This is a genomic window from Thiohalobacter sp. (genome assembly GCF_027000115.1).
GTDB lineage: Bacteria > Pseudomonadota > Gammaproteobacteria > Thiohalobacterales > Thiohalobacteraceae > JALTON01.
This window is the reverse complement of record NZ_JALTON010000015.1, coordinates 39,656-51,649: the sequence shown is the minus strand read 5'-3', so window position 1 is coordinate 51,649 and position 11,994 is coordinate 39,656. Positions and strand designations below refer to the sequence as shown.

The 11,994-nt window shown below is 64.8% G+C and carries 8 protein-coding genes and 6 tRNA genes; 1 reads left to right on the top strand and 13 read right to left on the bottom strand.

The features are described 5' to 3' along the window. Positions 1-6 precede the first annotated feature (6 nt). Entirely contained in the window at positions 7-804 is a 798-nt protein-coding gene (locus MVF76_RS02000; protein ID WP_297527109.1) for an enoyl-ACP reductase FabI, read from the top strand. Positions 805-909: 105 nt separating this feature from the next. Here MVF76_RS02000 and MVF76_RS01995 read toward each other — a convergent pair whose 3' ends face one another. From MVF76_RS01995 to MVF76_RS01935, 13 genes are all read right to left on the bottom strand, one after another. Further along, positions 910-2,187: a dicarboxylate/amino acid:cation symporter gene (locus MVF76_RS01995; protein WP_297527108.1), complete on the bottom strand. Its 1,278-nt coding sequence runs from the start codon at positions 2,185-2,187 to the stop codon at positions 910-912. Positions 2,188-2,239: 52 nt separating this feature from the next. Continuing rightward, a complete protein-coding gene (locus MVF76_RS01990) occupies positions 2,240-4,156 on the bottom strand; it encodes a SurA N-terminal domain-containing protein (RefSeq protein ID WP_297527107.1) in 1,917 nt (638 codons plus the stop codon). Between the two features lie 91 nt (positions 4,157-4,247). Next, positions 4,248-4,324: transfer RNA gene (locus MVF76_RS01985), tRNA-Asp, on the bottom strand. A 7-nt stretch (positions 4,325-4,331) separates the two neighbouring features. Beyond that, positions 4,332-4,407: transfer RNA gene (locus MVF76_RS01980), tRNA-Val, on the bottom strand. A 13-nt stretch (positions 4,408-4,420) separates the two neighbouring features. Continuing rightward, a complete protein-coding gene (locus tag MVF76_RS01975; RefSeq protein ID WP_297527106.1) occupies positions 4,421-4,693 on the bottom strand; it encodes an HU family DNA-binding protein in 273 nt (90 codons plus the stop codon). Between the two features lie 204 nt (positions 4,694-4,897). Further along, the gene (gene lon / locus MVF76_RS01970; protein ID WP_297527105.1) at positions 4,898-7,348 is read right to left on the bottom strand and encodes an endopeptidase La; all 2,451 of its coding nucleotides are present in this window, start codon (positions 7,346-7,348) and stop codon (positions 4,898-4,900) included. 205 nt (positions 7,349-7,553) lie between these two features. After that, positions 7,554-8,825 carry an ATP-dependent Clp protease ATP-binding subunit ClpX gene (gene clpX, locus MVF76_RS01965; protein ID WP_297527104.1) on the bottom strand — a complete coding sequence of 424 codons (1,272 nt, stop codon included), beginning with the start codon at positions 8,823-8,825 and terminating at the stop codon, positions 7,554-7,556. A 160-nt stretch (positions 8,826-8,985) separates the two neighbouring features. Continuing rightward, complete coding sequence (clpP, locus tag MVF76_RS01960) at positions 8,986-9,600, bottom strand: ATP-dependent Clp endopeptidase proteolytic subunit ClpP (RefSeq protein WP_297527125.1); 615 nt, start codon at positions 9,598-9,600, stop codon at positions 8,986-8,988. A 44-nt stretch (positions 9,601-9,644) separates the two neighbouring features. Continuing rightward, positions 9,645-10,952, bottom strand: a complete 1,308-nt coding sequence (gene tig / locus MVF76_RS01955; protein ID WP_297527103.1) for a trigger factor — start codon at positions 10,950-10,952, stop codon at positions 9,645-9,647. Positions 10,953-11,068: 116 nt separating this feature from the next. Continuing rightward, positions 11,069-11,153, bottom strand: a tRNA-Leu gene (locus MVF76_RS01950). A 128-nt stretch (positions 11,154-11,281) separates the two neighbouring features. Next, a tRNA-Lys gene (locus tag MVF76_RS01945) sits at positions 11,282-11,357 on the bottom strand. An 81-nt stretch (positions 11,358-11,438) separates the two neighbouring features. Next, a tRNA-His gene (locus tag MVF76_RS01940) sits at positions 11,439-11,514 on the bottom strand. Positions 11,515-11,766: 252 nt separating this feature from the next. After that, a tRNA-Arg gene (locus tag MVF76_RS01935) sits at positions 11,767-11,843 on the bottom strand. Positions 11,844-11,994 lie beyond the last annotated feature (151 nt).

Below are 11,994 nucleotides of genomic sequence, written 5' to 3'. Positions count from 1 at the left end.
TTCGACATGGGATTTCTCGCCGGCAAGCGCGCACTGATCGTCGGACTGGCCAGTAACCGCTCCATCGCCTGGGGCATCGCCCGCGCCATGCAGCGCGAAGGCGCCGAGCTGGCCTTCACCTACCAGAACGAAAAGCTCAGGCCGCGCGTGGAGAAGATGGCCGGCGAACTCGGCTCGGACATCGTGCTGCCCTGCGACGTCGCCAGCGACGAGCAGATCGAGGCCGTGTTCCAGGGCCTGGGCCAGCACTGGGACGGGCTGGACATCATCGTGCACTCGGTGGCCTATGCCCCGCGCGAGGCGCTGGAAGGCAGCTACATCGATGGCGTGAACCGCGAGAATTTCGCCATTGCCCACGACATCAGTTCCTACAGCTTCGCGGCCCTGGCCAAGGCCGGACGCGCCATGATGCAGGGGCGCAACGGCGCACTGCTGACCCTGAGCTACCTGGGTGCGGTGCGCGCCCTGCCCAACTACAACGTCATGGGGGTCGCCAAGGCCAGTCTGGAGGCCAATGTCCGCTACCTGGCCTACAGCCTCGGGCCGGAAGGCACGCGCGTCAATGCCATCTCCGCCGGCCCCATCCGCACCCTCGCCGCCTCCGGCATCGCCAACTTCCGCAAGCTGCTGGACTATGCTGCGGAGCATTCCCCACTGCGGCGCAATGTCAGCATCGACGACGTCGGCAATGCCGCGGCCTTCCTCTGCTCCGACCTCGCCGCCGGCATCACCGGCGAAATCACCTACGTCGATGCCGGTTACAACATCACCGGCGGCGCGCCCGCCCTCGACGACAAGAATTGAGATAGCCACTGAATCCACGGGATCCACGAAAAACTCGGCCCGCTCGTTGCACGAAGGCGCCGCGCGAAGCGCGGGCTTCGTGACGCCTCGAGACTTTCCGTGGATTCAGTGGCTTTCTTGTTCCTTGAGTATCCCCTTTTCGCCTTCCAGGCGGCCGATGACCACGGCGCCGCAGGAATCGCTGAAGACGTTGACGCTGGTCCGGCACATGTCGAGGATGCGATCCACGGCCAGGATCAGACCCACGGCCTCCAGCGGCAGGCCAATGGCGGCGAGGATAATGGTGATGGCGACCAGGCTGGCGGCGGGGATGCCGGCCACGCCGATGGAGGTCAGCAGGGCCACCAGCACCACGGTGAACTGCTCGGCGAAGCCCAGCTCGACGCCGTAGGCCTGGGCGATGAACATGGCCGCCACGCACTCATAGAGTGCCGTGCCGTCCATGTTGACGGTGGCGCCCAGCGGCAGCACGAAGCTGGTGGTGCGGTTGGAAACCCCGGCATTCTTCTCGACGCACTCCATGGTAATGGGCAGGGTCGCCGAACTGGATGCGGTCGAAAAGGCCGTGAGCAGCGCCGCGGCCATGGCCCGATAGTGCGCCAGCGGATTGACCCTCGCGACCACAAGCAGCAGCAGTGGCAGGGTGACCAGAAAGTGCACCGCCAGCGCCGCCAGCGTGGTCGCCACGAAGGCGCCCAGCGGACCGAAGGCCTCGATGCCTGTGTTCGCCACCACCCGCGCCACCAGCGCGAACACACCCAGCGGCGCAAAGCGCATGACCCAGTCGGTGATACGCATCATGACCTCGAAGGTGCCCTGCCAGAAACCGAACAGGTTCTCGGCATAGGGCTCGCCGATGCGGGTCATGAAGAAACCGAACAGCAGGCTGAAGAAGATCAGTCCCAGCATCTGGCCGTCGGCCGCGGCGGCAACGATGTTGGGCGGCACCATGCGCAGGAAGATCTCGGCGATGTCACCCGCACCCCGGCCAGCCACCCTTTCCGCTACTGCATCCCCGTCCGTTTCCAGCCCCATGACTTCCTGAACAGGCACGCCGTCGGCGATACCGGGCTGGATCCAGTTGACCAGCAGCAGGCCGGTAAGAATGGCGAACAGGCTGGTGACCAGATAGTAGCCGAGGGTCCGCACGCCCAGCCGGCCCAGTGCCTCGCTCTGGCCGATGCCGGCGATGCCGGTGATGATCGAAGACACGATCAGCGGCACGATCAGCATCTTCAGGGCATTGAGAAACAGGGTGCCGAGGAAGTCGAAAACGGCGACCACCGACACACCCAGCACTTCGGTTTCGGGATCAACCGCGAGGCCCGCGAGTACCGCCAGGATGAGGGCGATCAGGATCTGCCAGTGAAGCTGGATACGCATGCTGCCCCCGGTGGCCCGATGTTCCGGGCGGGCGCCGGACGCGCGCCCGGTCTCAGCGGACGGCGTCCAGGTTGGTCTCGATCTCGGCGTTCCTGCGCAGCAGGGCGACCAGGGCCTGCGCCTCCTCGTTGCCGCGCATCTGGGCCAGCGAGCGTGCGAAGCCCTCGCGCTCGGCCTTCTTCACCTGGTCGGGGTCGCCGTCCTCGATTTCGGACACCTCGATCAACACATAGTCACCATTGGCCAGTTGCACACCGGTGACGACCGGCTTGCCCTCCGGGTCCCGCGGAGCCCGGAAGGCGTTGAGCAGGATGGCCGGATCCAGGGACTGGCTGCCGCGATGAACGCGACCGACGTCTTCGAGTTCGTGGCCGGTCACCCTGGCCAGCTCGTCCAGTGTCTCGCCCTGTTGCGCCCGTGCCAGCAGCTTCTCGCCGGTGGCTCCGACCGCGTCCCGGGCCTGCTCCTGCTTGAGGCGGGTCTCGATCAGCGTCCGTACCGCTGCCTCGGGGATGGGCCGCGCGGCCTTGCGCTCGGCCACGCGCAGCACCACCACGTGACCCGGCTCGATCTCGATCGCGGTGCTGTTGTTGCCGGCCTCCAGGACGTCCTCGCTGAACGCAGCCTCGACCACCTTCGGCGAGGCAGCAATCCCCTCTCCGCCCTGGCGGCTGAACCAGTCGCTCTCGCGGATCTCCAGGCCGGTCGCCGCGGCGGCTGCCTCCAGGGTATCCGGGGTCTCGAAGCTGGTCTCGGACAGCAGTTCCATCAGCTCGTAAAAACGACCCTCGGCCTTGCCGCGCGCGATCTCCTTGCGCAAGCGCTCGCGCTCCGCGTCGAAGCTGGGCGTGCCGCTACGGCGGACGTCGGTCACCTGGATGATGTGAAAACCGAACGGCGTGCGCACCGGGTCGCTGATGGCGTTCTTCTCCAGCGCAAAGGCGGCTTGCTCGAACTCGGGCACCGTCACGCCACGGCCGAACCAGCCCAGGTCACCGCCCTGCGCGGCCGAGCCCGGATCACCGGATTCGGCCTTGGCCAGTTCGGCAAAGTCGGCGCCCTGCCGCAGCTGCTCGACCAGCGCCTGCGCACGCTCCCGCGCCGCCACAACGGTGGCCTCGTCCGCATCCGGATCGACCTTGATCAGTATGTGTCGCGCGCGCCGCTGTTCCTCGCCCTTTGCCTTGGCCACTTCGGCCTCATAGGCCTGGCGGATCTCCGCCTCGTCGACAGCCACCTGCTCGGCGAGATCATCCAGCTTCAGCTCGAGATAACGGATACGAACCTGCTCGGGTTCCATGTATTCGTCACGATGCGCCTCGTAGTAGGCACTCACCGCCTCCGGCGTCACCTTCTGGCGCAGCATTTCCGCGGCCGCAGGCAGACGCAGATAACGCACCTTCCGGGTCTGGGCCTGCAAACGCAGGGCCTGATCGACGTCGAAGCCACTGACGAACGCCGAGCTGGTGATGCCGTTCATGTACTGCGAGATCAGCAGCGAGCGCCGCATGTCCGCCTCGAAACGTGCCGGTGTCAGGCCCTGACGGGCCAGCATCTGCTTGTATTTTTCGGGGGAAAACTGGCCTTCCTCGTCCTGGAAGGCCTCGATGGCATGGATGCGCGCGGCGAGCAGACCATCGGAAATCCGCAGCCCGGCCGCGGTCGCGGCCTGAACGACCAGTTCCTCCTCCACCAGCCGGTCGAGCACGGCCTGGCGGAAAGCGTCATTGTCCACCGCTTCGCGGCGGAACCGTGAACCCAGGGCCTCGCGCATGCGGTTGACCTGCTGCTGAAAGACCAGGCGATAGGTCTGCACCGGAATCTCGACATCATTGACCCGGGCGGCGTAGACCCTGGCCTCCCGCTTGAGGTAGCTGTCCACGCCCCAGAGGGCAAAGGTGATGGCGATCAGGCCCACGATGGCCCAGGCGAGGATGCCGGTGACACGGTCACGAATGGCTTGCAGCATGAAGGGTGAGCCTGCCTTGTTGTTCTGACGGACGGTGAACGGACTGTACTAAAGGAAAAGGGCGCCCTCAAGGGCGCCCTTTGGCGATATATGGCGGACCGGACGGGACTCGAACCCGCGACCTCCGGCGTGACAGGCCGGCATTCTAACCAGCTGAACTACCGGTCCGCAGTTCTGGTGGGTGCTGAGGGGATCGAACCCCCGACCCTCGCCTTGTAAGGGCGATGCTCTCCCAGCTGAGCTAAGCACCCCTGGGAAGGCGCGCTAGTTTACGGCATCCTTCAGCGCTTTGCCAGCCTTGAAGGCGGGCGCCCTGGAAGCGGCGATGCGGATGGTTTCGCCGGTCTTGGGATTGCGCCCGTTGCGGGCGGCACGCTCGCGCACCTCGAAGGTCCCGAAGCCCACCAGCGACACCTGATCTCCATTCTTGAGCGCCTCGGTCACGGCACCCAGCAGCGCATCCACTGCGCGCGTCGCGTCGGCCTTGCTCAGGTCGGCCTTCTCGGCCACGGCTTCAATCAGCTCAGCTTTGTTCATGTATCCGGTGTCCCCCTGGTCAAAGGTTTCCTGCTTGAAAGAGTCTGCGCCCGAATCGGACGAGGAGATCAGAGTCGCCGCCGCGCAGGGCCGGGGCCGTGCGGACAGGCGGACCTTTATACCGGCGCCCCCATGGGGTGTCAACAACGAAAAAACGCGCCACCCGAAAGTGACGCGTTTCTTTTCGCTTGCCGTCGGGTGCTGTCAGTGCGCTCGAACTGCTGCACCCTTGCCCTTGGACTTCGAGGACTTCTTCTTGGCCGCACCGGCATCCTTGTCGGCGTCACCGGAACCGGTTCGCGGCGTCGGCATGTGCTCCAGCGCCACGGCCAGGACCTCATCGATCCATTTCACCGGTCGGATATCAAGGCTTTCCTTGACGTTCTTCGGAATCTCCGCAAGGTCCTTGGTATTCTCCTCCGGAATCAGCACCGTGCTGATACCGCCACGATGCGCGGCCAGCAGCTTTTCCTTCAGTCCACCGATCGGCAACACCTCGCCACGCAGGGTGATCTCGCCGGTCATGGCGACATCGGCCCGCACCGGGATGTTGGTCAGTGCCGACACCAGTGCCGTGCACATGCCGATACCCGCGCTGGGACCGTCCTTGGGCGTGGCACCCTCGGGCACGTGGATATGGATGTCGTACTTCTGGTAGAAGTCCGGATCGATATCCAGCATCTCGGCCCGCGAGCGCACCACGGTGGTGGCCGCCTGGATGGATTCCTTCATCACGTCGCCGAGCTGGCCGGTGTGGGTCCAGCGGCCCTTGCCCGGCACCACCGCGGCCTCGATGGTCAGCAGCTCGCCGCCCACCTCGGTCCAGGCCAGGCCGGTGACCTGACCGACCTGATCGTTCTCCTCGGCACGGCCATAGCGGAAGCGCCGCACGCCCAGGTACTTGTCCAGGTTCTTCGGGGTGACCGTCACCCGCGCGCCCTCGCGGCCCTTGAGCAGCAGCTCCTTGACCACCTTGCGGCAAATCTTGGCGATCTCGCGCTCCAGGTTGCGCACGCCCGCCTCGCGGGTGTAGTAGCGCACGATGTCGCGCAGGGTCGCCTCGCTCACCCGCAGTTCCTCATCCTTGAGGCCATTGGCCTTGATCTGCTTGGGCAGCAGATAGCGCTTGGCGATGTTGATCTTCTCGTCCTCGGTATAGCCGGGGATGCGGATGACCTCCATGCGGTCCAGCAGCGGACCGGGAATGTTCAGCGAGTTGGCGGTGGCCACGAACATCACGTCCGACAGGTCGAAGTCGACCTCGAGATAATGGTCCGCGAAGGTGCTGTTCTGCTCCGGATCCAGCACCTCAAGCAGTGCCGAGGAGGGGTCGCCGCGGAAGTCCATCGACATCTTGTCGATCTCGTCCAGCAGGAACAGCGGGTTGCGCACCCCGACCTTGGACAGGTTCTGGATGATCTTGCCCGGCAGCGAGCCAATGTAGGTGCGGCGATGGCCACGGATCTCGGCCTCGTCGCGCACCCCGCCCAGCGACATGCGCACGAACTTGCGGTTGGTCGCCCGGGCGATGGAGCGCCCCAGCGAGGTCTTGCCGACGCCCGGCGGCCCGACCAGGCACAGGATCGGCCCCTTCAGCTTGCGCACGCGCTGCTGCACGGCCAGGTACTCGAGGATGCGTTCCTTGACCTTCTCCAGCCCGTAGTGGTCCTCGTCCAGCACCTGCTGGGCACGGGCCAGGTCGTGGCGGATCTTGGTCTTCTTCTTCCAGGGCACGCTGACCAGCCAGTCGATGTAGTTGCGCACCACGGTGGCCTCGGCCGACATGGGCGACATCATCTTCAGCTTGTTGAGCTCGGACATGGCCTTCTCACGGGCCTCCTTGCTCATGCCGGCCTTCTCGATCTTCTGCTGCAGTTCCTCGATCTCGTTGGGCGCGTCCTCGAGTTCGCCGAGCTCCTTCTGAATGGCCTTCATCTGCTCATTCAGGTAGTACTCGCGCTGGCTCTTCTCCATCTGCTGCTTGACGCGGCCGCGGATGCGCTTCTCGATCTGCAGAATGTCGATCTCGCCCTCGATCAGGCCCATCAGGTGTTCCAGCCGACCGCGCACGGTGTCGATCTCCAGGATCTTCTGCTTCTCCTCGAGCTTGAGCGACATGTGGGCGGCAATGGTGTCGGCCAGCCGGCTGGCATCCTCGATACCGGACAGCGACGACAGGATCTCGGGCGGGACCTTCTTGTTCAGTTTGACGTACTGGTCGAACAGCGCCATCAGCGAACGCATCAGCACCTCGACCTCGCGGTCCTCGGTGGCGGACTGGTCCAGCGGCTCGATCTCGGCCTCGAAGTGGTCCTCGGTCTCGGTGAAGCCCTTCACACGGGCGCGCTCGGCACCCTCGACCAGCACCTTCACGGTGCCGTCGGGCAGCTTCAGCAACTGCAGGATGGTGGACAGGGTACCGATTTCATGGATGTCCTCGACCCGCGGGTCATCGACCTCGGCGCTCTTCTGGGCGACCAGCAGGATGCGCTTGTCGCCGGCCATGGCCAGGTCCAGGGCACGAATGGATTTCTCGCGGCCGACAAAAAGCGGGATCACCATGTGGGGATACACCACCACGTCGCGCAGCGGCAATATGGGAATGCTGTTGGATTCTCTCTCGGTCATCTCGGTCGTCTGATCGTCTCGCTCCATGGCGGAGTCCTCGTGTCTCGGGGGTGTGGACAGGCGCGAACCTGCTGCTTCCTGTCACGCCTTGCGGCGCCACCCGGGCTATATGCGGGCGTCAGAGATTTGTTTCAATGGTGGTGCAGGGAAAAGAAAGGCAAGTTCCGCGCCAGGGATGCCTGGCCAGGGCGGGGCGTCGGCGCCCGGCCGCACGCCGGGCGCCTCCCGGGGATCAGTCCGAGGCCGCGCGCTGCTCGGCCGCGTCGTAGACGACGTAAGGCTTTGATTCTCCGGAAATCACGCTCTCGTCGACCACCACCTTGGAGACATTCTCCATGGACGGCAGGTCGTACATGGTATCGAGCAGCACATGCTCCATGATGGTGCGCAGACCGCGGGCGCCGGTCTTGCGCTCCATGGCCTTGCGCGCCACCGCACGCAATGCGTCCTCGCGGAATTCCAGCTCCACGCCTTCCATGTCGAACAGCTTGGCATACTGCTTGGTGATGGCGTTCTTGGGCTCGGTGAGGATGCGCACCAGGGCGTCCTCGTCCAGCTCCTCCAGGGTCGCCACCACCGGCAGGCGGCCGACGAACTCGGGGATCAGCCCGTAGCGGATCAGGTCCTCGGGCTCCACGTCGTAGAGGACCTGACCCACGCTGCGGGACTCGTCCTTGCTCTTGACCTCGGCCGAAAAGCCGATGCCGCCCTTCTCCGAACGGCTGCGGATGATCTTGTCCAGGCCGGCGAAGGCGCCGCCGCAGATGAACAGGATGTTGGAGGTATCGACCTGCAGGAATTCCTGCTGCGGATGCTTGCGACCACCCTGCGGCGGCACCGAGGCCACCGTGCCCTCGATCAGCTTCAGCAGCGCCTGCTGCACGCCCTCGCCCGACACATCGCGGGTGATGGAGGGGTTGTCCGACTTGCGCGAGATCTTGTCGATCTCGTCGATGTAGACGATGCCGGTCTGGGCCTTGTCCACGTCGTAGTCGCACTTCTGCAGCAGCTTCTGGATGATGTTCTCGACATCCTCGCCCACATAGCCGGCCTCGGTCAGCGTGGTCGCATCGGCGATGGTGAAGGGCACATTGAGCAGGCGTGCCAGGGTCTCGGCGAGCAGGGTCTTGCCGGAGCCGGTGGGGCCGATCAGCAGGATGTTGCTCTTCGACAGCTCGACCTCGTCCTTGCGGTTGCGGGCCTCGAGGCGCTTGTAGTGGTTGTAGACGGCCACCGACAGCACCTTCTTGGCGCGGTCCTGGCCGATGACGTACTCGTTGAGAACCTCGTTGATCTCCTTCGGCTTGGGCAGCTTGTTGCCGGAGGCGGCAGCCTTCTCCTGCATCTCCTCGCGAATGATGTCGTTGCACAGCTCGACACATTCGTCGCAGATGAACACGGAGGGGCCGGCGATCAGCTTGCGGACCTCGTGCTGGCTCTTGCCGCAGAAGGAGCAGTACAGCAGCTTGCCGTCGTCACCCTTGCCGTTTCGATCGTTGCTCATAGAACCCTTCCTCGTGCGACCCCGGGAGGCCTTCCTGCCTGGTGGTATAAAGATCGGTCTCTGGTTCCGCGCCCGTTTCTCTCTGACCATTCAACTACGGATTGGTGCCCGACTCAAGCAATCCCGGCGCCCTGCCGCGGTTTTTGGCCCCCCGACGGGGTCAGGCCTCCTCCTTGCCTTCGCGCTGGCTCAGCACCGTGTCGATCAGGCCGTAGGCCTGTGCCTGCTCGGCGCTCATGAAATTGTCGCGGTCCGTATCCTTCTCGATCTGCTCCAGCGGCTGTCCGGTGTGCCTGGCCAGGATTTTGTTCAGGCGCTCGCGAACCAGCAGGATCTCCTTGGCGTGGATGTCGATGTCCGTTGCCTGACCCTGGAAGCCGCCCAGCGGCTGATGGATCATCACCCGCGAATGCGGCAGGCAGTAGCGCTTGCCCTTGGCGCCGCCGGCCAGCAGTACGGCACCCATGCTGGCGGCCTGGCCGATGCACATGGTGGTCACGTCCGGCTTGACGAACTGCATGGTGTCATAGATCGCCAGTCCCGCGGACACCGAGCCACCCGGCGAGTTGATGTACAGGTGGATGTCCTTGTCCGGGTTTTCCGATTCCAGGAACAGGAGCTGGGCAACCACCACATTGGCCATGTAGTCCTCGACCGGGCCCACCACGAACACCACGCGTTCCTTGAGCAGCCGGGAGTAGATGTCATAGGCCCGTTCGCCACGCGCCGTCTGCTCGATCACCATCGGCACCAGATTCAGTGCCTGGGTGTCCATCGCGCCCTGGTTACGATTCATATCGGTAGTCACCTCGTTGTCCTTTAGCTCTTGGCAGCTTGGCGCATTTCCACCAGCTCGTCAAAACTAACTGTTTTCTCTGTGGTTTTTATCTGACCCACAATCCAGTCCACGACCTGGTCCTCGAGCACCAGGGTCTGGGCCCCGGTCAGCGCCTCCGGATTCTCGTAGTACCACTTGACCACTTCCTCGGGATTCTCGTAGCTGGCAGCGATGGATTCCACCGTCTCGCGCACCCGCTCCGCATCCACCTGAATGCCATTGCGCTGGACGATCTCGCCGATGATCAGGCCCAGAGTCACCCGGCGCCGGGCCTTGTCCTCGAACAGCTCCCTGGGCAGGTCGAGTCCCTGGGTGCTGCCGCCGAGCTGCTGGTAGGTCTCGTTGAACAGGCGTTCGATTTCTTCATCGACCAGCGCGGAGGGAACTTCAATCGGGTTGCGCGACAGCAGCAGATCGAAGGCACGGTCCTTGATCACGGCCTTGCGTGCTGCTTCCAGCTCGCGCTCCATGTTCCTGCGCACCTCGGCGCGCAGCGCCTCCACGCCACCCTCGGCGACCCCCAGCGACCGTGCGAACTCGTCGTCCAGCTCCGGCAGCTTCTGCTCGGACACGCTGTTCACCTTGACCTCGAACTGCGCCGCCTTGCCGGCCACGGCCTCGGACTGGTAATCCTCGGGGAAGGTTACGTCCAGGGTCCGGGTTTCGCCGGCACGGGCACCGACCAGACCTTCCTCGAAACCGGGAATCATGCGCCCGGCACCCAGCACCAGGTCCAGTCCACTGCCCTCGCCACCCTCGAAGGGCTCGCCGTCGATGGTGCCCCTGAAGTCGATGTTGACTTGGTCGCCTTCACACGCCTCGCGGTCCACCTCCGTCCAGGTCGCGCGCTGCTCACGCAGCTTGTCGATCATGCGGTCGACATCGGCATCCGTGATCTCGGCCTGCGGCACCTCCAGTTCCTCGTCCTCCAGCGGCGCGGGTTCGATCTCCGGCATCACCTCGAAGGTCGCGGTGTACTCCAGGCCCTTGCCGGGCTCGACCCGGCCCGGCTCGAAACGCGGGCCGCCGGCCGGCTTCAGGTTCTCGCGCGCCAGCGCCTCCTGAAAGCTGCGGCTGATGAGTTCCTCCGCGACCTCGGCCTCCACCTGACGCCCGAACCGCTGCTGCACGACGCGCATCGGCACCTTGCCGGGGCGGAAACCGTCGATGCGGGCACTGCGGGCGATCGACTTCAACCGGCTGTCGATTTCCTGATCTACCTGGTCTGCGGGCAACTGGACCTTCATCCGGCGTTCCAGGGCACCGGTGGACTCGACCGAGACTTGCATGGTTCACCTCGTTTCTACGACCGCCCGGCGAGCTGCGGGGGTCTGTTGTGTTGACTGAATGAATTTCCGGCTGGGCGTCCTGCGGTCGCCGCAACCCCGATTGTCAAAACCTCGTCTGGTGCGAAAGGAGAGACTCGAACTCTCACCCCTTGCGGGACTGGAACCTAAATCCAGCGCGTCTACCAATTCCGCCACTTTCGCCGTTTCGGCCTCGCCGAAGGCGGGATTATAGCGCTTCGGCTCCGGCAAACGTAGCCCGCTGGCGCCGAATTCATGGGGAATTTCAAGGAGAAAAGCCGTGCCCCGGGAGGGCCGGCGGCGAGGGAAGGTGGTGGGCCGTCAGGGACTCGAACCCCGAACCTACTGATTAAGAGTCAGCTGCTCTACCAATTGAGCTAACGGCCCGCAATCGGAGGGCGCGTATTCCACCACGGAAAACGCACCGGATCAACCGTCGCCGCGCATCCGCGGCAACCGCTGCAAATATGGGGTGGACGATGGGAATCGAACCCACGACCGCAGGAGCCACAATCCTGAGCTCTACCGACTGAGCTACGTCCACCATGGAAACCACTGTTGCCGGACATCCTGCCGGCCAAATGCCGCCGCTTGCGGCTCCGTCCCTGTCCGTTGGCGCCCCGGAGAGGATGACTCGGGCTGCGCCCTCGCCCCTTCGGGGCCGCCTCCGCTGCGCTCCGGCGTTCGCCGCGCCCGGCGCGGCGTCGAACCGCCATTTCGAAACGTCAGGGGTTCGAATCCCCCTCACCGGTTCGTTCTGCGGAGCCCTCGGCCTTGCGGCTCCGTCCCTGTCCGTTGGCGCCCCGGAGAGGATTCGAACCCCTGACCCACGGCTTAGAAGGCCGTTGCTCTATCCAACTGAGCTACCGGGGCCAAATCTTCCGGCCGGCGTTCGGCCTGCTCCGCAGGCCGTCGAACCCGCCATTTCGATACGTCGGGGGTTCGAATCTTCCCGACCCCTCGCCGCGCGGTTCACTCGCCCGCGGCGGACTCCCTGTTCGCACTGGTCGGGGTAGAGGGATGA